This window comes from Amycolatopsis mongoliensis (assembly GCF_030285665.1).
Taxonomy (GTDB): Bacteria; Actinomycetota; Actinomycetes; order Mycobacteriales; family Pseudonocardiaceae; genus Amycolatopsis; species Amycolatopsis mongoliensis.
In genome coordinates, this window is sequence record NZ_CP127295.1 from 9,824,090 (window position 1) to 9,844,026 (window position 19,937).

Consider the following 19,937-nt stretch of genomic DNA (forward strand, 5'->3'; position numbering starts at 1 on the left):
GCAGGCCGTCACCGCGCTCGAGCGAACGGCCGGGCGCGGCAGTCCGCGCCCGGCCGGGCGTCAGGTCAGTTCAGCCACTGACGGGCCGCGGTCACGCGCTCTTCGAGCCGCGCGCGCTGCTCGGCCACCCGTGCCGGCGCCGTGCCGCCGCGGGCGTCGCGGGACTTCACCGAGCCTTCGACGGTGAGCACGGCCCGCACCTCGGGGGTGAGCGCCGGGTTGATCTTCTCGAACTCCTCGTCGGTCAGCTCGTCCAGGCCGACGCCGCGGGACTCGGCGACCCGGACGCTTTCGCCCGCGGCCTCGTGCGCGACGCGGAACGGGACGCCCTGGCGCACCAGCCATTCCGCGATGTCGGTGGCGAGCGTGAACCCGGCCGGGGCCAGCTCGGCGAGCCGCTCGGTGTGGAAGGTCAGCGTGGCGAGCATGCCGGCGATCGCCGGGAACAGGAGCTCGAGCTGCTCGACCGAGTCGAACACCGGCTCCTTGTCCTCCTGCAGGTCGCGGTTGTAGGCCAGCGGCTGTGCCTTGAGGGTGGCCAGCAGGCCGGTGAGGTTGCCGATCAGCCGGCCGGCCTTGCCGCGGGTCAGCTCCGCGACGTCCGGGTTCTTCTTCTGCGGCATGATCGAGCTGCCGGTCGCCCAGGCGTCGTCGAGCGTGACGTAGCCGAACTCGGCGGTGTTCCAGATGATCACCTCTTCGGCGATCCGGGACAGGTTCACCGAGAGCATCGCGACGGCGAAGGCGAACTCGGCGACGAAGTCGCGCGAAGCGGTGCCGTCGATGGAGTTCTCGACGCTCGTCGCGAACCCGAGTTCCTCGGCGACCGCCTCGGGGTCGAGCCCCAGCGACGAGCCCGCGAGCGCGCCCGAGCCGTACGGCGACTCGGCCGTGCGCGCGTCCCAGTCCTGCAGCCGCGAGACGTCGCGCAGCAGCGCCTGCCCGTGGGCCATCAGGTGGTGCGCGAGCAGCACCGGCTGGGCGTGCTGCAGGTGCGTGCGGCCGGGCAGGATCGCGTCCGGGTGCCGCTTCGCCTGCGACACCAGGGCGTCGACGACGTCGAGCGTGCCCGCGACGACCCGGCGGGCGGCGTCACGCAGCCACATCCGGAACAGCGTGGCCACCTGGTCGTTGCGCGAGCGGCCGGCCCGCAGCTTGCCGCCGAGCTCGGTGCCCGCCCGCTCGAGGAGGCCGCGTTCGAGGGCCGTGTGCACGTCCTCGTCGGCGATCGTCGGGGTGAACGCCCCCGACGCGACGTCCTGGGCGAGCGTGTCCAGCGCGGCCAGCATGCCGGCCAGCTCGTCGTCGGTGAGCAGGCCCGCCTTGCGCAGCACGCGGGCGTGCGCACGGGATCCGGCGATGTCGTAGGGCGCCAGGCGCCAGTCGAAGTGCGTCGACGCGCTCAGCGCGGCCATGGCCTCCGCCGGACCGCTGGCGAACCGGCCGCCCCACAGCTGGACCGGCTGCTCGTTCCCGCTCACTGTTCTCGCTTCTCCTCGTCGTGTTCTTCGGTTGGCCCGGGCCGGGCGACCGTGACCCGGCCGGCGTACAGGACCAGGTGGACTTCGCCCGAAAGAGTGCGGGCCGCTGCGCCCCGTTCGAGCGCACGATAGGCCGTCGTCAACGCGAGCGCCCCACCCCGGCCGATGCCCTGTGCCTCGCCGCGTGCGCCCAGCATCCGGCGCGCTTCGGCGACGGAGACGGTCTCGCCGTCGATCGCCACCGGGACGCCGCGATCGAAGGTGACGACGACCTCGTCCGGCGCGAGGAACTCGCCCTCGACGGGGAAGAGGTCGGCGAGCACCATCCGGCCGGTCATGGCGGTCCTTCGTCTCCGTGTTCCTGTGCCGAACGGTGCGCGAGCGCGGCGAAGCGTTCGGCGAGCCCCTTGCCCGTCAACGGTTCGCGCGCGATCACGGCGACCGTGTCGTCACCCGCGATCGAGCCGACGACCTCTTCGAGCGCCGCCCGGTCGATGGCGCTGGCCAGGAACTGCGCGGCGCCGGGCGGGGTCCGCAGCACCATGAGGTTGCCCGACGAGTCGGCCGAGACCATCAGCTCCGCGAGCAGCCGGGAGAGGCGCGACGTGCCGCCCTGCACCCCGCGGACGGGGCTGCCGTCCTCGGGGATGACGTAGACCGGCGCGCCCGAGTCGGGTCCGCGCAGCTTGACCGCACCCAGCTCGTCGAGGTCGCGCGACAGCGTCGCCTGGGTGACCTCGATGCCCTCCGCGGCCAGCAGCTTGGCCAGCTCGGTCTGGCTGCGGATGGTCATGGTGGACACCAGTTCGGTGATCCGCGCCTGCCGCCCCACCCGGCTGCTGGTCATCGCCGGCTCTCCTCGAAGAGCCAGACCAGCAGGGCCTTCTGCGCGTGGAGCCGGTTCTCCGCCTCGTCCCACACCGCGCTGGCCGGGCCGTCGATCACCTCGTCGGTGATCTCCCAGCCGCGGTGCGCGGGCAGGCAGTGCAGGACGATCGCGTCGTCCGCGGCCTTCTTCAGCAGCTCCGTGTTGACCTGCAGGGCGCGGAACGGGCCCACCCGGTCGAGCCCGTCGTTCTCCTGCCCCATCGACGTCCACGTGTCGGTGACGAGCACGTCCGCGCCGGCGACCGCCGCGTACGGGTCGGTGTAGACGGTGGCGGTGCCGCCGGTCTCGCTCGCGCGCTTCTTCGCGTCCAGCATCACGCCCTGGTCCGGCTGGAAGCCGACCGGCGAGACGACCCGGACGTGCATCCCCGCGGTGACGCCACTGAGCAGCAGTGAGTGCGCCATGTTGTTGGCGCCGTCGCCGAGGTAGACGAGGGTGAGGCCCTCGAGCTTCCCCTTGCGCTCGCGGATCGTCATCAGGTCGGTGAGCGCCTGGCACGGGTGGAACTCGTCGGTGAGCGCGTTGATCACCGGGATCGACGCGGCCGAGGCCATCGCTTCGATGCGCCGCTGCGCGAAGGTACGCCACACGACTCCGTCGACGTAGCGCGACAGCACCCGCGAAGTGTCCTCGATCGTCTCTTCGCGGCCGAGCTGCATCGAGCGGCCGTCGACGATCACCGGGTGCCCGCCGAGCTGGCTGATGCCGACCTCGAACGAGAACCGCGTGCGGGTCGAGTTCTTCTCGAAGATCGCCGTGATCGACTTGCCGGCGAGGGTCTTGGTGCCCAGCGGGTCGGCCTTCAGCGCGTCGGCGAGGTCGAGGATGGCTTTCTGCTCGGCGGGACTGACGTCGTCGTCGCGGAGGAAGTGGCGGAGCATCAGTCGGCGTCCTTCGTGGTGGAGTCGAGCGCACCCGGGAGTGCAGCGAGGAAACCGTCGGCCTGGTCGCCGTCGAGCACGAGCGGCGGCGCGAGCCGGACGGTGTCGGGCGCGACCGGGTTGACGAGGTACCCGGCGTCCTGCGCGGCCTTGGCCACCGCGGCCGAGACGGGCTCGCGCAGGGCGATCCCGAGCAGCAGCCCGGCGCCGCGCACCCCGGCCACCAGCGGGTGGCCGAGCGCCTCGACGCCCGCCGCGATGTCCTTGCCCAGCGTCGAGACGTGGTCGAGGAGACCGTCCGCGGCGATGGTCTTCAGCACGGCCAAGCCGGCCGCGCAGCACACCGGGTTGCCGCCGAAGGTGGTGCCGTGCTGGCCGGGCTTGAGCAGATCGCCCGCCGCGCCGACACCGATCACCGCGCCCAGCGGCAGGCCGCCGCCGAGGCCCTTGGCCAGCGTGATCACGTCCGGGACGATGCCGGCCTGCTGGTAGCCGAACCAGGTGCCGAGCCGGCCGAGACCGGTCTGCACCTCGTCGAGCACCAGCAGCGTGCCGGTGGCCTTGGTGATCTCGCGCGCGGCCTGCAGGTAGCCGTCCGGCGCCGGGATGACGCCCGCCTCCCCGAGCACCGGCTCCAGGAAGACGGCCGCGGTCTCGGTGTCGACGGCCGCCTTCAGCGCCGCGACGTCCCCGAACGGCACGTGCTCCACGCCGGGTACCAGCGGCTTGAAGGGGTCGCGCTTGGCGGGCTGGCCGGTCAGGGTGAGCGAGCCCATGGTCCGGCCGTGGAACGCGCCTTCGGCGGCGACCACCTTGGTGCGCCCGGTCAGCCGGGTGATCTTCAGCGCGGCTTCGTTGGCTTCGGCGCCGGAGTTGACGAAGAGCACCTTGCCGTTGCCGGTGAGGCCGGCGACGTCGAGCAGCACCTCGGCGAGCTCGACGGCGACCGGGTTGACGTACAGGTTCGAGGTGTGGCCCAGCTGCTTGATCTGCCCGGTGACGGCTTCGACGATCGCCGGGTGCGCGTGGCCCAGCGCGTTGACGGCGATGCCGCCGACCAGGTCGACGTACTCCTTGCCGTCGGCGTCCCACACCTTCGCGCCTTCGCCGCGGACGAGTGTCAGCGCCGGGGTGCCGTAGTTGTCCATCAGGGCGGACTGCCAGTGCTGCTGGCCGTCCACATTGGACTTGAGGTCGGTCACGGGAGCTCCGTTTCGGGGAAGACCATGGTGCCGATGCCGCGGGAGGTGAAGACCTCCAGCAGCACCGAGTGGGCGAGGCGGCCGTCGATCACGTGCGCCCGGCGCACACCGCCGCGGATGGCGCGCACGCACGCCTCCATCTTCGGGATCATGCCGCTGGCCAGCGTGGGCAGCATCGGTTCGAGGTGATCGACGCGGATGCGGTCGATCAGCGACGACCGGTCCGGCCAGTTCGCGTACAGGCCTTCGACATCGGTGAGCACGACGAGCTTCTCGGCGCCCAGCGCGGCTGCCAGGGCACCCGCGGCGGTGTCGGCGTTGACGTTGTGCACCACGCCCTCGACGTCCGGGGCGACGGTGGACACCACCGGGATGCGCCCGGCGTTGACGATGTCGAGCACCGCGTCCGGGTTGACCTCGGCGACCTCGCCGACGAGCCCGATGTCGACCGCCTCACCGTCCACGGTGGCCTGTTTGCGCTCGGCGGTGAACAGCCGGGCGTCCTCGCCGGAGATACCGACCGCGTACGGCCCGTGGGCGTTGATCAGCCCGACCAGCTCGCGGCTGACCTGCCCGGTGAGCACCATCCGGACGATGTCCATCGTCTCCGGGGTGGTGACGCGCAGGCCACCCTTGAACTCGCCTTCCACGCCGAGACGCTTGAGCATCGCGGTGATCTGCGGACCGCCGCCGTGCACGACCACCGGGCGCAGGCCGGCCAGCCGGAGGAACACCATGTCCTCGGCGAAGGCCGCCTTCAGGCCGTCGTCGATCATCGCGTTGCCGCCGTACTTGATCACCACGGTGGCGCCGTGGAACCGCTGCAGCCAGGGCAGCGCTTCGATGAGGACCCCGGCCTTCTCGGCCGCCGTCGCGAGTCTCTCGTCCGCGGAAATCAGTGCCTCCTGGCTCATGAGGAATACGCGCTGTTCTCTTCGACGTAACCGTGCGAAAGATCCGTGGTGTAGATGGTGGCCGCCTCGCCGCCGACCCCGAGGTCGACGACGATCTCGATGTCCCGCGCGGTGAGATCGGCCGCCGACCGGTCGGCGGCCGGCATCCCCTGGGCGAACAGGGTGACGCCGTTGATCGCGATCGACACCGTTTCCGGGTCGATGCGGGCCGGGACCCGGCCGAGTGCCATCGCGATCCGGCCCCAGTTCGGGTCGGAGCCGAACAGTGCCGTCTTCACCAGGTTGTCCTCGGCGATCGTGCGGGCGACCGCGATCGCGTCGGCCTCGGACTCGGCACCCTGGACGGTGATGTTGACGTCCTTCGTCGCGCCTTCGGAGTCGGCGCGCAGCTGCAGGACCAGGTCGAGGCCGACCTTGGTGAGCAGCTCGGTGAGCTCGGCCTCGGACGGTTCGACACCGCTCGCGCCGGAGGCCAGGACCAGGACGGTGTCGTTGGTGGACGTCCCGCCGTCGACGTCGAGGCGGTCGAAGGTCACGTAGGTGGCCGCGTGCAGGGCACGGTCGAGGGTTTCCTTGTCCACCACGGCGTCGGTGGTCAGCACCGAGAGCATGGTGGCGAGGTTCGGCGCGAGCATGCCCGCGCCCTTCGCGAACCCGCCGACGCTCCAGCCGCTGTCGTGCTTCGCGAAGGCCTGCTTCGGCTTCGTGTCGGTGGTCATCACGCCCTTGGCGGCGTTCAGGCTCGCTTCGGCGCTCGCGTCGAGAGCCTTGAACGCGAGGTCCACGCCGGACAGGACCGCGTCCATCGGCAGCCGCTCACCGATCAGGCCGGTGGAGCAGACGGCGACCTCGATCGCGCCCGCCTGCAGCACTTCGGCCACCTTTTCGGCGGTCGCGTGGGTGTCCTGGAAGCCGCCGGGGCCGGTGGCCGCGTTGGCGCCGCCCGAGTTGAGGACGACGGCCTTGAGCCGCTGCTGCTTGAGCACCTCCTGCGACCACAGCACCGGGGCGGCCTTGATGACGTTGCGCGTGAAGACCCCGGCCGCGACGTCGAGCGGGCCGTCGTTGACGACCAGCGTGAGGTCGAGCGCACCGGAGGCCTTGATCCCGGCGGCGATGCCGGCGGCGCGGAAGCCCTGGGGGCCGGTGACGGTCACGGTGCCACTCCTACGGTGGAAAGGCCGGTGGTCTCGGGGAGGCCGAGGGCCAGGTTCATCGACTGGACGGCACCGCCGGCGGTGCCCTTGGTGAGGTTGTCGATCGCGGCGACGACGACCAGGCGCCGCGCGTCGGTGTCGACCGTGACCTGGAGCTGGACGTTGTTCGAGCCGAGTGTCGCCGAGGTGGTCGGCCAGGCGCCCGCGGGCAGCAGCTGGACGAACGGCTCCGCGTCGTAGGCCTTCTCGTAGGCCGCGCGGGCGGCAGCCTCGTCGACGTCGTCCTTCAGCGGCGCGCTCGCCGTGGTGAGGATGCCGCGGGGCATCGGCGCGAGCACCGGGGTGAAGGACACGGTGACCTTCTCCCCCGCGACGGCCGAGAGGTTCTGCGCGAGCTCGGGGGTGTGGCGGTGGGCGCCGCCGACGCCGTACGCGCTCGCCGAGCCCATCACCTCGGAGCCGAGCAGGTTCGGCTTGAGGCTCTTGCCGGCGCCGGAGGTGCCGGTGACCGCGACGATCGTGACGTCCGGCTCGATCAGCCCGGCGGCGAACGCGGGCGCGAGCGCCAGCGAACCGCCGGTCGGGAAGCAGCCGGGCACGGCGACGCGCTTGGTCCCGGTGAGCTTCTCGCGGGCGCCGGGGAGTTCGGGGAGGCCGTAGGGCCACCGGCCGGCGTGGTCGCCGCCGTACCAGCGCTGCCAGTCGGCCGGGTCGGCCAGCCGGTGGTCGGCGCCGAGGTCGACCACCAGGACGTCCGGGCCGAGCTGGGCCGCGATCTCCGCCGAGTGCCCGTGGGGCAGCGCGAGGAACACGACGTCGTGGCCGGCGAGGGTCTCCGGTGTCGTCTCCGCGAGGACGCGGTCGGCCAGGGGAACGAGGTGGGGCTGGTGGGTGCCGAGTCGGGTGCCCGCGCTGCTGGCGGCCGTGAGCGTGCCGATCTCGACCTCGGGATGGGCCAGGAGCAGGCGCAGCAGTTCGCCGCCCGCGTACCCGCTGGCTCCGGCCACCGCGATGTTCACCGTCATACGCATGATTATGCACACCCTTGCAAGGCTAAACAAACAGGTTTCCCGGGAAGTGGTGGCCGCCACCTTGGGATGCTGGGCGGATGACGGACACCCCGGCGCGGCTGCTCGGCCTGCTCTCGCTGCTCCAGACGCCCCGGGAGTGGCCGGGCAGCGAACTGGCCGACCGGCTCGGCGTCAGCCCGCGCACGATCCGCCGCGACGTCGAGCGGCTGCGCGAGCTCGGCTACCCGGTGGAGGCCAGCCGCGGCGTCGCGGGTGGCTACCGGCTGGTGGCCGGGACCGCGATGCCGCCGCTCGTGCTCGACGACGACGAAGCCGTCGCGATCGCAGTCGGGCTGCGGACCGCCGCGGGGCAGACCGTCTCCGGGATCGAGGAGGCGTCCGTGCGGGCGCTGGCCAAGCTGGAGCAGGTCCTGCCGGCGCGGCTGCGCCGCCGGGTGGGCACGATCGGCACGGCGACGGTCGCCGTGCCGGCCGTGGGGCCGTCCGTCGACCCGGCCCAGCTGACCGTGTTCGCCGGCGCCATCACCAACCGCGAGACGGTCCGGTTCCGCTACCGCGCGAACGACGGAACCGAGACGCGACGCCGCACCGAGCCGCTCCGGCTGGTCGCCACCGGACGCCGCTGGTACCTGGTGGCGTACGACCTCGACCGCGCGGACTGGCGCATCTTCCGCGCCGACCGGATCCGCGACGCCCAGGCGACCGGCGGCCGCGTCACCCCGCGCCGCCCACCCGCGACGGACCTGGCGGCCTACGTCGTCGAACGGCTCTACGACCTCATGCCTACGTACCGCACGGTGGCGGTCCTCGCCGGACCGGCGTCGCAGGTCGCGCCCCGGCTCGGCGCGGCGGCCGGTGAGCTGACCGACCTCGGCGACGGCCGCTGCCGGTGGCGCAGTCAGGCGGACACCTTGGACTGGCTCGCGTTCCGGTTGCTGGGGCTCGGTTGCGCATTCACCGTCGAGGAGCCACCGGAACTGGTGGCGCACCTGCGGGCGCTCGCGGATCGCGCCTCCACGGCGGCGGGTTCCGACGCGCGAAGGTGATCGGTGGTGCGACACGGCTCTCCTTTCCTCGGTGCGTTCCGGTACGGGGTCAGAACTTCAGGTGCTGCCAGTCGAAGGCCTGCCGCCAGGCGTCCTCGCCTGCGGCGAAGCCGATCAACGCGCGAACGATTCCAGCCCGTTCGGCGACCTCGGCCCGGAAGTGGCGGTCGGGCAGTCCGTCACGGTGCTCCAGCGCGTACCAGCCGGGGCGGGTCGCTGCCCGCTCACCGAGGCTGACCTGGACGTAGTGGTCCCCTCGGTCGAGCACGAGGAACCAGTTCCGAGGCGACAAGCGGCCGACCGCCGCCTCGATCGCCGCGGCGTCGGGGTGCTCGACCCTCGACCCGTCGCAAGCGGACAGCAACGGCACCGGGTCGCCTCTCGAGGCGGGCGGGGAGCGCACCGCGTCGGCGGCGGACCTCTCGTGCTCGCGTACCGCCTCCTCCGCGGCGACATCCTCGGGTGCGGACCACCCGGCGAGATCGAAGCTCATCGGAACAACTCCGTTCGTGGGGAGAGGGACGGCCACGGTGGGCCGGTCCACTGTGGACCGGCCCGCCGCCGTCGCTCAGGCCGGCTCGCCTCCGTCCAGGTCCGTGCGCCTGCTCGGCGGCACGGGGAGGTAGCAGCCCGGGTTCTCCGGGTCGCAGCCCACGCGGGGCAGCCGGGCGCGGATGCCGCCGGGGGTGCGCTCGAAGTACGCCGCGATCTGCGCGACGCTCTCGCCCGCGATCCACCGGGTCTCCAGTTCCGCGTCCATCTCCTCGCTCCACGGGCGGCCCTGCTGGGCAGGACGGCCCGCGGATCTTCGCCGCGGCCCGCGGCCCGCACCCGTCACCGACAGCAGCCCGTCCGCGACGAGGTCGGCCACCGTGGCCGCCACCGCCACGTCCAGGTCGAGACTGCCCTCGGCGACCGGTTCGCCGCCGGGGCCACCGCCTTCCAGGGTGATCATCACCCGGGCGTTCGGTTCGGCGCGGTCGTCGTCCGTCCTGGTGGCGACCGCGATCTGGTAGGTGATCTCCTGTGCCCGGACCTCGGTCCGGCGCTCTTCGATGATCGACATGCCACGAAGCTAGCGCGCACCCCCGACAATTTTCGGCCACGCGCTGCTCACGGCCGACTTCGCTCCGAAACTGTCGGACCCCTCGCCTAACGTCCTCCTCGACCACACCACGTGATAGGGGGGCGACGATGGGACACGGGCGGACGAGGCGGAAAAGACACTGCCCCGGTCCGGGCGAACCGGACCGGGGCAGCGGGCTGCGACTGATTAGCTCAGAAGTGCAGCAGCTGGGCCAGCGTGCTCTGCTTCTCCTGGGCGGCCTTCGCGGAATCGTCCGACTTCTGCGCCGCGGCGCCGTCGGGCTCCGGCGCCGGAACCGGCTGGCACTGGACGTCCGAGTGGTTGCCGGGGCGGCGCTCGGGCAGCTTGCCGGTGGCCAGGTAGTCGGCGATCTTGTCGTCCACACACGACACCCCGGACAGCGAGCCGGCGTGCGTCGTGCCGCCCGGCGCGCTGATCAGGCTCGAGTTCGGAAACCGCTTCCGGACCTCGAGGCTGCCGGCGTACGGCGTGGCCGCGTCGAGCTCCTCGCTGATCAGGAGCGCCCCGGCCACCTTGCGGCCGTCGATGTCCACCGGCTTGCCCGCCTTCGCCGGCCAGTACACGCAGGGCGCGTTGAACCAGGCATTGCCCCAGGTCTCGAACGGGGCCTTGAAGTAGGTCAGCCAGTTGTCGGCGCGCCACTTGTTCCAGTTCGTCGGCCACTGGACGTCGGTGCACTGGACACCCGCGTACACGGCGAACCCGTTGTCGTCACCGGGTGGGTTCGAGTCGTCGTAGAGCGCCTTCAGGGTCTGCCAGTCGCCCTTGTGGACGAACCCGTCGAAGGCCTTCGCCATGTCGACCCAGCCGAAGACGTAGTAACCGGCCTGCAGGAAGATGTCGGTCCACTCGTCACCGCCGATGACGCCGCCCGCCGGGTTCTTGGCGAGCTTGCGCTGCGTGTCGTACCAGAGCTTCTCGACGGCGGAACCGGTCTTGCCGAGGTGGTAGACGCTGTCGTGGGACGCCAGCCAGCCGAAGTAGATCTTGATGTTCTTGTCGAAGGCGACGTCCTGGTCGAGGTTGGCCTCGTACCAGACCTTCCGCGGGTCGACGTTGCCGTCCAGCACCATCCGGCGGACGTTCTTCGGGTACAGCGTGCTGTACACCTGGCCGAGGTAGGTGCCGTAGGAGAAGCCGTAGTAGTTGATCTGCTTCTCGCCCAGCGCCTTGCGCAGGCTGTCCATGTCCTGGGCGACGTCGGTCGTCTTGAGGTGGTCGAGGATCGCGCCGTTCTTCTTGCACGCGTCGGCGTAGCCCTTCGAACGGGCGAGCCAGGTCTTCTCGAGGCCCGGCGTGCTCGGCACGTAGGCCGGCCGGTTGTAGCTGAAGTAGTTCCCGTCGCAGCTGATCGACGGCTTGCTGGACCCGACGCCCCGCGGGTCGAAGCCGATCCAGTCGTAGTTGTCCCCCGCGTGGTTCGGCACGTACTTGCCGAGCACCGAGAGCCCGAGGCCGGAGCCGCCGGGGCCACCGGGGTTCACGAGCATGATCCCCTGGGACTGCGAGGTCTTGTGCTTGATCCGCGACACCGCCACCGAGACCTTCGCCTCGCCCGGCTTCGCGTAGTCCATCGGCACCTCGAGGAAGCCGCATTCGGCTCCGGCGGCCTTCAGGCTCGCCGACGCGCAGGGCCCCCAGGCGATCGGTGCGGGGGTGAACTGCACCCCGGGGTCCGCCGAAGCGGCGGGCGCGGCGGCCATCAGCCCGGCCGCGAGCCCCGCCGCGGCGACAGCGGCAACGATTCTCTTCACAGTCGTCCTTTTCATCCGCATTGGACAGTGTTCGCCGGATTCCGGCGAAACTACCGGCAACCTTCGCCAATCTCGTCGACCGGCGCGACTTCCGCCATCCGTCTTTCGTCGGTACCTGCGCCGTCGGCCGAGGGCCGGAACCGTCGGTGCCCGGCAGTACGCTCCGGACCGCCGGAGCACGACGGGAGGGCGCATGAGCGCGGACGATCAGCTGGTCAAAGCGATCCGCACCAGGCTGGCCGCGCTGGCCGACCCGGTGAAGGCGCCCGCGATGCAGGCGTACATGAAGTCGGCCATGCCGTTCCGCGGGGTGGCTTCACCCGAGCGGACCGTGCTTCTCAAGCGGGTTCTGGCCGACCACATACTGCCCGATCGGGTGACTTATACGGCGACCGTGCTGGAGTTGTGGCGGGCGGCCGAATTCCGCGAAGAGCGCTATGCGGCCATCGCGCTTTCGGGGCACCGGGCGTACCGGCGCTGGCAGGACCCGGAGCTGGTGCCGATGTACGAAGAGATGATCGTCAGCGGGGCTTGGTGGGACTACGTCGACGAGCTCGCCATCCGCCGGGTCGGGCCGATCCTGCGCACGCACCGGGCCCGGGTCACGCCGATCATGCTGAGCTGGGCGGCCGACCGCGACCTCTGGCGCCGCCGCTCGGCGATCATCTGCCAGATCGGCGCCAAGGAGGACACGGACACCGGCCTGCTCACCCGGACGGTCGAGCCGGCCATCGCCGAGCCGGAGTTCTTCCTGCGCAAGGGAATCGGCTGGGCGCTGCGCGACTACGCGAGGACAGCACCGGACTGGGTCCGGTCCTTCGTGGACGATCACCCCGGACTGTCGGGACTGTCCCGCCGGGAGGCACTCAAGCACCTCGGCTGAGGTTCGGCCGCGGACCGGCGCATCCGGACGGACGACACGCTTACCCGGATGGACGACACACGTGCCGGGAGAGTCGGCTCACGTGCCTCAGCGGTCGGCTCACGTACCGGGAGAGTCGGCTCGCGCGCCTGGACGGTCGGCTCACGTACCTGGGTGGTCGGCTCGGTGGGCGTGCCGATGACTCGTTTGCCGGGTGTCCGGAAATTCCGGGAGGGGCCGGTTTCCCGGCCCCTCCCGGAATACCTTGCCGGTCAGGCGCGCAGGGTCGCGTCGAAGCGCTCGCCCGCCGCCGCCACCGCCGCGTCGCGGGCCTTCGTGGCCTCGTCGACCGTCAGCGTCCGGTCCGCCGCGCGGAAACGCAGCTTGTACGCCAGCGAGCGCTTGCCCTCGCCGACCTGCTCGCCCGTGTACACGTCGAACAGCGTGATGTCCTCGAGCAGCTCGCCCGCCCCGTCACGCAGGACCGCCGCCAGGTCCGCCGACGGCACATCCGCCGCCACAACCAGGGCCACGTCCAGCAGCACCGGCGGATACGCGGACACGCTCGGCGCCGGGCGGGAGTCCGGGAGCGGGATCGCGTCGAGGTCCAGCTCCATCGCGACCGTCCGCGGCGGCAGGCCGAGGGCCTCGACCACCTTGGGGTGCAACTCGCCGGCGTGGCCGACCGGCCAGTCGCCGACCCGCAGCTGCGCACAGCGGCCCGGGTGCCACGGCGGCAGGTCCGCGGCCTGCACCGTCAGCTCGATCCCGGCGGCCTCGGCGACCGTCCGGGCGGCCTGCACCGCGTCGGCCCAGTTCGCCGGCTCGCCGCTGCCCCACCAGCCGGCCCGGCGGCGCTGGCCGGCGAGCACCACCGCGACGTGCAGCGGCTGCTGCGGCACGGCCGCTTCGAGCAGCGCCAGCTCCTCGTCGGTGGGCCGCCGGTCGACGCCGAGGTCCGGCACCTTGAGCGGGTTCGGCGGGGGCAGCACCACCTGGCCGATGTGGTAGAGCGAGACGTCCTTCATCCCGCGGGACACGTTGCGCTGCAGCGTGTCCAGCAGGCCCGGCAGCAGCGTGGTCGCCAGCCGGTTGCGGTCGGCCTCCAGCGGGTTGCGGACCACGACCGTGTTGCGCCGGACGTCGTCCGCCGGCAGGCCGAAGGCGTCCCACACCGCGTCGCCGATGAACGGGAACGGCCGCACCTCGACGTACCCGGCCTCGGCCAGAGCTCGCGCGACGCTGCGGCTGCGGCGCTGGATGTCGGTCAGGCCGCGGCCGGCCGGGGCGGCGGGCAGCGTCGACGGGATGCTCTCGTAACCCTCCAGCCGCAGCACCTCTTCGACGAGGTCGGCGGGCTGGCGCAGGTCGCCGCGCCAGCTCGGCGGGATCGCCGTGACCAGGCCGGTGCCGTCGTCGCCCGTGCCGACCGAGACCTTGCAGCCGATCTGGGACAGGCGCCGGACGGTCACGCCGCGCTGGTAGTTCACGCCCGCGACCTTGTCGGGCAGGTTGATCGGCATCATGACGGCCGGGTTCGGCTCGACCGTGCCCTCGTCGGTGCGGCCGGGCTGGATCGCGGCGTCGCCGTACTGGCGCAGCAGCCGCGCGGCCAGCTCCACCGCCGCCGGGCACAGCTGCGGGTCGGTGAACCGCTCGAACCGCTTCGCGGCCTCGGAGAACAGCTTGTGCCGGCGCGCGGTGCGGCTGATCGCGGCCGGGTTCCAGTGCGCCGCCTCGAGCAGCACGTCGGTGCTCTCCGGCGTGATCTCGGTGCTCGCGCCGCCCATCGTGCCGGCGAGCGAGATGACACCGCTGTCGTCGGCGATGATCACGTCGTCCGGGTCGAGCGTGCGCTCGACGTCGTCCAGCGTGGTCAGCTTCTCGCCCGGCTTCGCCCGGCGCACCACCAGATCGCCCTGGATGGCCTTGGTGGCGAACGCGTGCAGCGGGTGCCCGAGCTCGAGCATCACGTAGTTGGTGACGTCGACGGCCAGGGAGATGGAGCGGATACCGGCCAGCATCAGCCGCCGCCGCATCCACCACGGCGTCGGCGCCGTCGCGTCCAGGCCGGTGACGCGCCGCAGCACGAAGCGCGGGCAGCCTTCCGGGTCCTCGACGTGGACCGGCCACGCGTCGCCCTCGGCCGCCGGGACCTCCAGCAGCGCCGGGTCGCCGAAGGGCACGTCCAGCGCGTTCGACAGCTCGCGCGCGAGACCGCGGACCGACAGCGCGTAGCCGCGGTCCGGGGTCGGGGCCAGCTCGATCACGGTGTCGGCGAGGCCGAGCAGCTCGGCCGCGTCGTCACCCGGGCTCGCGGTGCCCGAAGGCAGCACGAGGATGCCGGTGTGGTCGTCGCCCAGGCCGAGCTCGCGGGCCGAGCAGATCATCCCGTCGCTGACCCGGCCGTAGGTCTTGCGGGACGCGATGGTGAAGTCGCCGGGCAGGACCGCGCCGGGCAGCGCGATGACGACCAGGTCGCCCTCGGCGAAGTTGCGGGCGCCGCAGACGATGCCGCGGGTCCGGATGCCGTGCGGACCCTCGTCGAACTCGCCGACCTCGTCGTCGTCCTCGTCTTCGTCGTCGGCCTGCTCCGCCGGCTCCTCGGCCTCTTCGCCGACGTCTACGCGGCAGAACCGGATCGGCTTCTTGAACTCGGTGAGCTCCTCGATCTCGGCCACCCGGCCGACGACCAGCGGGCCGGTCACCGGCCCGAGCTGCTTCAGGTCGTCGACCTCGATGCCGATCCGGACGAACGCGTCGGCCAGGTCCTGCGGCGTGACCTCCTCGCCGATGTCGAGGTGCTCGGTCAGCCAGCTGACGGGGACTCGCACTACGCCTCCGTTCCGAAGGGAAGGGTGAAGCGGACGTCGCCTTCGACCATGTCGCGCATGTCCGGGATCCCGTTGCGGAACTGCAGGGTGCGCTCGATGCCCATGCCGAAGGCGAAGCCCGAGTACACGTCGGGGTCGACACCGCAGGCCCGCAGCACGTTCGGGTTGACCATGCCGCAGCCACCCCACTCGACCCAGCCGGGGCCGCCCTTCTTCTCCTCGAACCAGACGTCCACCTCGGCGGACGGCTCGGTGAACGGGAAGAAGTGCGGGCGCAGCCGCGTTTTCGAGCTCTCGCCGAACATCGCGCGGGCGAAGGCGTCCAGCGTGCCCTTGAGGTGCGCCATGGTGATGCCCTTGTCCACCGCGAGGCCCTCGACCTGCGTGAACACCGGGGTGTGCGTCGAGTCGAGCTCGTCGGTGCGGTACGTGCGGCCCGGGCAGACGACGTACACCGGCAGGTCGCGGTGCAGCAGGGTGCGGGCCTGCACCGGCGAGGTGTGCGTGCGCAGCACCAGGCCGGAGTCCTCCTCGCCGACGTAGAACGTGTCCTGCAGCTGGCGGGCGGGGTGGTCCTTGCCGAAGTTCAGCGCGTCGAAGTTGAACCACTCGGCTTCGAGCTCCGGGCCCTCGGCGACCTCGTAACCCATCGCGACGAACGCGTCGGCGACGCGCTCGGAAATGGTGCTGATCGGGTGCCGCGCACCGCGCGGGACGCGGTCCCACGGCAGCGTGACGTCGACGGCCTCCTCGCGCAGCACCCGCTCGTCGCGCTCCACCTGGAGCTCGGCACGGCGGGCGTCGAAGGCCGCTTGGACGGCCTGGCGAGCCTCGTTGACGCGCTTGCCCGCCTCGGCCTTCTCCTGCTTGGGCAGGGCGCCGATCTCGCGGCGGGCCAGCAGCAGCGGCGAGTGGTCGCCGAGGTGAGCCGGCTTGACCTCGGCCAGCGCTTCGAGCCCGGTCGCGGCGGCGAACGCGGCTTCGGCGGCCTTGACCGCTTCCTGCAGCGTCTCGGGGGCCAGCACCGCGCCCTGGGCTTCCTTCTCCTTGGCTCCGGACATAACTCCTCGGCGTCCGCTGGGACTGGTCGTACGTGCACCGCCGGACACGCGGCGCACGAGAGGTCAAAGGCGTGAAAAGTCTATGGGATCGGGTCCGCGCGCCCCCGGTCGGCCTCGGGCCGTGCGGATGCACGCTCAACGCTCGCGGAAAGCCGCCCCGAAGTCCACCGACGCGAACTCGCCCGCCACCACGCCGTCGGCGGCGTAGCGGTACAGCGCGGTCTGGTAGATGCCCGACAGCGTGGTGACGAAGACCGTGACCAGCACGGTCCAGACGAGCGCCAGGCCGAGGCACACGAACACGGTCGCGGTGCCGCCGAGCAGGAACCCCGCCAGCAGCAGGACGGCGTAGCCGGCCAGGCTGATGACGAACCCGATCAGGCCGATGCCCGCGTTGCCCACGACGTTCTCGCCCCAGGTGCGGCGGAACAGCTCGACCGAGCGCTGGACGCTCCCCTTCACGCCGGCGCCTTCCAGCATGACGACGGGGAGCACCAGGAACGTCGTGAGCCGCCAGGCGAGGCCGACCAGGCCGCTGACGATCTGCCCGAGGAAGCCGAGCCGCTCTTCGATCGCGCGCAGCACCAGGCTGACCGTCGCGGAGAGGCCGGCCCAGCCCAGCAGCGCCGGCCACCGGCGGCCCGCCGCGGCCAGGCCCGCGCCGACGCCCGGCAGGCCGCCGTCACCGCTCAGGGCCACGTCGGCCTGCGAGATCAGGGCGGCGTTGAAGTAGATCGCGACGAACGCCGAGACCAGGTAGAACGCCGCAAGCAGCACGTACGTGCCGGCGGTCGGCCGGACGTCCCCGGTCTGGACGTGCGCGGTGAAGAACGCCGGCGTCAGGAACACCCCGGCGACCAGCAACCCGGCGATGCCGGCGAGCACCGGGAACCACGCCAGGCCTTTGTGGGCGCGCAGCACCCGCAGCGAGGCGACGAACAACGCGTACGAACGGGCGATCCTGCCCATGATTCCCCCCGGATGATCACGATGAACGGGAGAAGCCTACCGCCGGCTCAGCGGTGGGCGGCCATCGCGCTCGTGTACACGCAGACGGCCGCCGCGGTGGCCAGGTTGAGGCTCTCCGCCTTGCCGTACAACGGGATCCGGACGGCGAGGTCGGTGCGGTCGAGGACGTCGGCGGGCAGGCCGTGGGCCTCGTTGCCGAAGACCCACGCCGTCGGCTCGGTGAGATCCACCCGATCGAGTTCGACGTCGGCGTAGCCGTGCGCGGCGAACGTGCGCAGGCCCGCCGCCGAGCAGGCCGCCAGCGCGGCCGGGACGTCACGGACGCGCGCGATCGGCAGGTGGAACAGGCTGCCGGCGGCGGCGCGGACGCACTTGCCGTTGTGCGGGTCGACGGTGTCGCCGGCCAGCACCACGGCATCGGCGCCGGCCGCGTCGGCGACGCGGATCACCGTGCCAGCATTGCCGGGGTCGGCGACGTCCACCAGCACCACGACGAGCCGGGCACCCGGCGTCACGACCGCCTCCAGCGGACGGTCGAGCAGCGCGCAGACGGCCACGATGCCCTGGGGCGTCACGGTTTCGGACAGGCCGTCGGCGGCGCGGTCGGTGATCGGCGAAACTCCGACGCCGGCCGCGCGGGCCGCGTCCACGAGGTCCGCGTGCTGCGCCGCCGCGCGCTCGGTGACGAACAGCTCGTGCACCGAGCCGCCGGCCAGCGCGGCCTCGACGGCGTTGGCGCCTTCGGCCAGGAAGCGGCCGGTCTTGTCGCGTTCCGCGCGCCGCGTCAGCTTGCGCGCAGCAACGACCCGGGGGGTCCGTTCGGTGAACGGGTCCGCCCCGGGTCGGGGAAAGCTGCCGGTCAGGCCGACTTCGCTTCGGTGTTCACGTTGGCCTTGGCGAGCTCGGCCAGCGCGGCGAAAGCGGCGGCGTCGTTGACGGCGAGGTCCGCGAGGATCTTGCGGTCGACCTCGACACCCGCGGCCTTGATGCCCTGGATGAACCGGTTGTAGGTCACGCCGTTCGCGCGGGCGGCCGCGTTGATGCGGGTGATCCACAGCTGGCGGAAGTCACCCTTGCGGGCACGACGGTCCCGGTAGGCGTAGTTGAGCGAGTGAAGCGTCTGCTCCTTGGCCTTGCGGTACAGCCGCGAACGCTGGCCGCGGTAGCCGCTGGCCAGTTCGAGAGTTGCGCGACGCTTCTTCTGGGCGTTGACCGCCCGCTTGACGCGTGCCACGGGTCCATCCTGTCGATCTCAGGGGGCGAAGGGGACGCCCCGGGTGGTTACTGCAAGTTCTGCGGGATCAGATGCCGAGAAGGCGCTTGACCCGGCCGGCCTCGGTCTTCGACAGCTCGGTGGTGCCCTCGAGCCGGCGGGTGAGGCGGTTGGACTTCTTCTCCATCAGGTGGCGGCGGCCGGCCTTCTGGCGGCGCAGCTTGCCCGTGCCCGTGACGCGGATCCGCTTGGACGTCCCGCTGTGGGTCTTCATCTTCGGCATTTCAGTCCTCTTTCGTGCGGCGGCTCACCGGAGATTCCGGTGAGCCGCTGACATGTGCTGGTCGGCGCTTACGCCTCGGGGGCCGGCGCGGGAGCCGGCTCGGCCTTGGCCTTCGGCTTCACGTTCTTGTGCGGGGCCAGCACCATGATCATGTTGCGACCGTCCTGCTTGGCCGACGACTCGACGAAGCCGAGCTCCGTGACGTCTTCGGCGAGCTTCTGCAGCAGCCGGTAGCCGAGCTCCGGCCGGGACTGCTCGCGACCGCGGAACATGATCGTGACCTTGACCTTGTTGCCCGCCGCCAGGAAGCGCGACACGTGACCCTTCTTGGTCTCGTAGTCGTGCTGGTCGATCTTGGGGCGCAGCTTCTGTTCCTTGATGACGGTCAGCTGCTGGTTCCGACGCGACTCGCGGGCCTTCTGCGCGCTCTCGTACTTGAACTTGCCGAAGTCCATGAGCTTGCACACCGGCGGGCGGGCCTGCGGCGCGACCTCGACGAGGTCGAGATCGTTCTCCTGCGCCAGGCGCAGCGCATCCTCGATCCGGACGATGCCGACCTGTTCACCGGCGGGTCCGACGAGTCGGACCTCCGGCACCCGGATTCGGTCGTTGATGCGTGTCTCGGAGCTGATGGGGCCTCCTTGGTCCGAGGAATGTTTCCTGTTCTCGTTCGACCTGGTGCCCACATAGCGAAGGCCCCGACACCGTTCGGTGTGCGGGGCCCACTCTGTTTCCGATCGCCCCCGGCCGCGAGACCGGGCACTTCACCCTGGACTGGCGTCCGGGCGAGACCGGACCCGGCCACCTGTACGGTGACGCGGGTGGGAGCGGGGCTCCACTTGCCGCCCCCGATCGCTCGGGGGCTGGTCGCTCGTGGAAGGGTACCAGACGTGTCGGAACAACCTTCGCAACCGCCCCCGTATTCCCCGGACGACCGCCACCTGGAGGACATCCCCAGCGTGGAGGTGATCAGCCGCGCGGCCGTGATGCTGCTGTCGGCCGGCGCCGAACGGCTCGGCCTGGCCGACGCCGATCCGGACAACTCCCCGCACCGCGACCTCGACGAAGCGCGCCGGCTCATCACCGCGCTGGCCGGGCTCGTCACCGCGTCCGCCGAGTACCTGGGCCTGCACGCCGGGCCGTTGCGCGACGGCCTGCAGTCGCTCCAGAAGGCCTTCCGGGAGGCTTCGGCCGTGCCGGACGAGCCCGGCAAGGGCCCCGGGGAAAAGTACACCGGCCCGGTCTACTGACG

At 71.7% G+C, this 19,937-nt stretch carries 21 protein-coding genes; 3 read left to right on the forward strand and 18 right to left on the reverse strand.

All coding sequences use genetic code 11. From position 1 onward, the window contains the following. Positions 1–65 precede the first annotated feature (65 nt). From argH to argC, 8 genes are read right to left on the reverse strand one after another with little or no spacing between them, the layout of a single operon-like run. The gene (argH, locus tag QRX60_RS47015; RefSeq protein WP_285997944.1) at positions 66–1,481 is read right to left on the reverse strand and encodes an argininosuccinate lyase; all 1,416 of its coding nucleotides are present in this window, start codon (positions 1,479–1,481) and stop codon (positions 66–68) included. After that, on the reverse strand, positions 1,478–1,819 hold the full coding sequence (locus tag QRX60_RS47020) for an adenine nucleotide alpha hydrolase family protein (RefSeq protein ID WP_285997945.1): 342 nt from the start codon (positions 1,817–1,819) through the stop codon (positions 1,478–1,480). Before QRX60_RS47020 ends, argH begins: the two co-directional genes overlap by 4 nt. Continuing rightward, a complete protein-coding gene (locus QRX60_RS47025; RefSeq protein ID WP_284750144.1) occupies positions 1,816–2,328 on the reverse strand; it encodes an arginine repressor in 513 nt (170 codons plus the stop codon). The genes QRX60_RS47020 and QRX60_RS47025 overlap by 4 nt, the downstream gene beginning before the upstream one ends. Beyond that, positions 2,325–3,251 carry an ornithine carbamoyltransferase gene (gene argF / locus QRX60_RS47030; RefSeq protein ID WP_285997946.1) on the reverse strand — a complete coding sequence of 309 codons (927 nt, stop codon included), beginning with the start codon at positions 3,249–3,251 and terminating at the stop codon, positions 2,325–2,327. The genes QRX60_RS47025 and argF overlap by 4 nt, the downstream gene beginning before the upstream one ends. Then, positions 3,251–4,453 carry an acetylornithine transaminase gene (locus QRX60_RS47035; RefSeq protein ID WP_285997947.1) on the reverse strand — a complete coding sequence of 401 codons (1,203 nt, stop codon included), beginning with the start codon at positions 4,451–4,453 and terminating at the stop codon, positions 3,251–3,253. Before QRX60_RS47035 ends, argF begins: the two co-directional genes overlap by 1 nt. After that, a complete protein-coding gene (argB, locus tag QRX60_RS47040) occupies positions 4,450–5,367 on the reverse strand; it encodes an acetylglutamate kinase (protein ID WP_285997948.1) in 918 nt (305 codons plus the stop codon). The genes QRX60_RS47035 and argB overlap by 4 nt, the downstream gene beginning before the upstream one ends. After that, complete coding sequence (gene argJ / locus QRX60_RS47045; protein ID WP_285997949.1) at positions 5,364–6,524, reverse strand: bifunctional glutamate N-acetyltransferase/amino-acid acetyltransferase ArgJ; 1,161 nt, start codon at positions 6,522–6,524, stop codon at positions 5,364–5,366. The genes argB and argJ overlap by 4 nt, the downstream gene beginning before the upstream one ends. Beyond that, positions 6,521–7,549 carry an N-acetyl-gamma-glutamyl-phosphate reductase gene (argC, locus tag QRX60_RS47050; RefSeq protein WP_285997950.1) on the reverse strand — a complete coding sequence of 343 codons (1,029 nt, stop codon included), beginning with the start codon at positions 7,547–7,549 and terminating at the stop codon, positions 6,521–6,523. The genes argJ and argC overlap by 4 nt, the downstream gene beginning before the upstream one ends. A gap of 83 nt (positions 7,550–7,632) precedes the next feature. Between argC and QRX60_RS47055 the strand changes: the two genes are divergently transcribed. After that, positions 7,633–8,601 (forward strand): helix-turn-helix transcriptional regulator, encoded by a 969-nt coding sequence (locus QRX60_RS47055; RefSeq protein ID WP_285997951.1) that lies wholly within the window; start codon positions 7,633–7,635, stop codon positions 8,599–8,601. Between the two features lie 49 nt (positions 8,602–8,650). On the opposite strand, the gene QRX60_RS47060 is transcribed toward QRX60_RS47055, so the two are convergent. From QRX60_RS47060 to QRX60_RS47070, 3 genes are all read right to left on the reverse strand, one after another. Next, positions 8,651–9,094 carry a hypothetical protein gene (locus QRX60_RS47060; protein ID WP_285997952.1) on the reverse strand — a complete coding sequence of 148 codons (444 nt, stop codon included), beginning with the start codon at positions 9,092–9,094 and terminating at the stop codon, positions 8,651–8,653. Between the two features lie 75 nt (positions 9,095–9,169). After that, a complete protein-coding gene (locus QRX60_RS47065; protein ID WP_285997953.1) occupies positions 9,170–9,667 on the reverse strand; it encodes a helix-turn-helix domain containing protein in 498 nt (165 codons plus the stop codon). 212 nt (positions 9,668–9,879) lie between these two features. Further along, entirely contained in the window at positions 9,880–11,463 is a 1,584-nt protein-coding gene (locus QRX60_RS47070; RefSeq protein ID WP_285997954.1) for an alpha/beta hydrolase, read from the reverse strand. Positions 11,464–11,656: 193 nt separating this feature from the next. On the opposite strand from QRX60_RS47070, the gene QRX60_RS47075 reads away from it, so the two are divergent. After that, positions 11,657–12,346 carry a DNA alkylation repair protein gene (locus QRX60_RS47075; RefSeq protein ID WP_285997955.1) on the forward strand — a complete coding sequence of 230 codons (690 nt, stop codon included), beginning with the start codon at positions 11,657–11,659 and terminating at the stop codon, positions 12,344–12,346. Between the two features lie 251 nt (positions 12,347–12,597). On the opposite strand, the gene pheT is transcribed toward QRX60_RS47075, so the two are convergent. The 7 genes from pheT to infC form a co-directional block, all read right to left on the reverse strand. Continuing rightward, positions 12,598–15,159, reverse strand: coding sequence for a phenylalanine--tRNA ligase subunit beta (gene pheT / locus QRX60_RS47080; RefSeq protein WP_285997956.1), 2,562 nt, complete (start codon positions 15,157–15,159; stop codon positions 12,598–12,600). After that, a complete protein-coding gene (gene pheS / locus QRX60_RS47085; protein ID WP_285997957.1) occupies positions 15,159–16,220 on the reverse strand; it encodes a phenylalanine--tRNA ligase subunit alpha in 1,062 nt (353 codons plus the stop codon). The genes pheT and pheS overlap by 1 nt, the downstream gene beginning before the upstream one ends. A gap of 135 nt (positions 16,221–16,355) precedes the next feature. Continuing rightward, the gene (locus QRX60_RS47090; protein WP_285997958.1) at positions 16,356–17,189 is read right to left on the reverse strand and encodes a DUF6159 family protein; all 834 of its coding nucleotides are present in this window, start codon (positions 17,187–17,189) and stop codon (positions 16,356–16,358) included. A 47-nt stretch (positions 17,190–17,236) separates the two neighbouring features. Beyond that, positions 17,237–18,052, reverse strand: coding sequence for a TrmH family RNA methyltransferase (locus QRX60_RS47095; protein WP_286003841.1), 816 nt, complete (start codon positions 18,050–18,052; stop codon positions 17,237–17,239). After that, on the reverse strand, positions 18,049–18,423 hold the full coding sequence (rplT, locus tag QRX60_RS47100; RefSeq protein WP_155546205.1) for a 50S ribosomal protein L20: 375 nt from the start codon (positions 18,421–18,423) through the stop codon (positions 18,049–18,051). Before rplT ends, QRX60_RS47095 begins: the two co-directional genes overlap by 4 nt. A gap of 67 nt (positions 18,424–18,490) precedes the next feature. Then, complete coding sequence (rpmI, locus tag QRX60_RS47105) at positions 18,491–18,685, reverse strand: 50S ribosomal protein L35 (RefSeq protein WP_220241959.1); 195 nt, start codon at positions 18,683–18,685, stop codon at positions 18,491–18,493. Positions 18,686–18,753: 68 nt separating this feature from the next. After that, the gene (gene infC, locus QRX60_RS47110) at positions 18,754–19,371 is read right to left on the reverse strand and encodes a translation initiation factor IF-3 (RefSeq protein WP_285997959.1); all 618 of its coding nucleotides are present in this window, start codon (positions 19,369–19,371) and stop codon (positions 18,754–18,756) included. A 204-nt stretch (positions 19,372–19,575) separates the two neighbouring features. On the opposite strand from infC, the gene QRX60_RS47115 reads away from it, so the two are divergent. Beyond that, positions 19,576–19,935, forward strand: coding sequence for a DUF1844 domain-containing protein (locus QRX60_RS47115; RefSeq protein WP_285997960.1), 360 nt, complete (start codon positions 19,576–19,578; stop codon positions 19,933–19,935). Positions 19,936–19,937 lie beyond the last annotated feature (2 nt).

What these genes read in the sequence shown, in the direction of transcription:
- QRX60_RS47090 (WP_285997958.1), bottom strand. Translation starts at nt 17,189, where the DNA reads ATGGGCAGGATCGCCCGTTCGTACGCGTTGTTCGTCGCCTCGCTGCGG.
- argC (WP_285997950.1), bottom strand. Translation starts at nt 7,549, where the DNA reads ATGACGGTGAACATCGCGGTGGCCGGAGCCAGCGGGTACGCGGGCGGC.
- rpmI (WP_220241959.1), bottom strand. Translation starts at nt 18,685, where the DNA reads ATGCCGAAGATGAAGACCCACAGCGGGACGTCCAAGCGGATCCGCGTC.
- argF (WP_285997946.1), bottom strand. Translation starts at nt 3,251, where the DNA reads ATGCTCCGCCACTTCCTCCGCGACGACGACGTCAGTCCCGCCGAGCAG.
- QRX60_RS47065 (WP_285997953.1), bottom strand. Translation starts at nt 9,667, where the DNA reads ATGTCGATCATCGAAGAGCGCCGGACCGAGGTCCGGGCACAGGAGATC.
- QRX60_RS47075 (WP_285997955.1), top strand. Translation starts at nt 11,657, where the DNA reads ATGAGCGCGGACGATCAGCTGGTCAAAGCGATCCGCACCAGGCTGGCC.
- QRX60_RS47055 (WP_285997951.1), top strand. Translation starts at nt 7,633, where the DNA reads ATGACGGACACCCCGGCGCGGCTGCTCGGCCTGCTCTCGCTGCTCCAG.
- argB (WP_285997948.1), bottom strand. Translation starts at nt 5,367, where the DNA reads ATGAGCCAGGAGGCACTGATTTCCGCGGACGAGAGACTCGCGACGGCG.
- QRX60_RS47020 (WP_285997945.1), bottom strand. Translation starts at nt 1,819, where the DNA reads ATGACCGGCCGGATGGTGCTCGCCGACCTCTTCCCCGTCGAGGGCGAG.
- QRX60_RS47025 (WP_284750144.1), bottom strand. Translation starts at nt 2,328, where the DNA reads ATGACCAGCAGCCGGGTGGGGCGGCAGGCGCGGATCACCGAACTGGTG.
- QRX60_RS47060 (WP_285997952.1), bottom strand. Translation starts at nt 9,094, where the DNA reads ATGAGCTTCGATCTCGCCGGGTGGTCCGCACCCGAGGATGTCGCCGCG.
- pheS (WP_285997957.1), bottom strand. Translation starts at nt 16,220, where the DNA reads ATGTCCGGAGCCAAGGAGAAGGAAGCCCAGGGCGCGGTGCTGGCCCCC.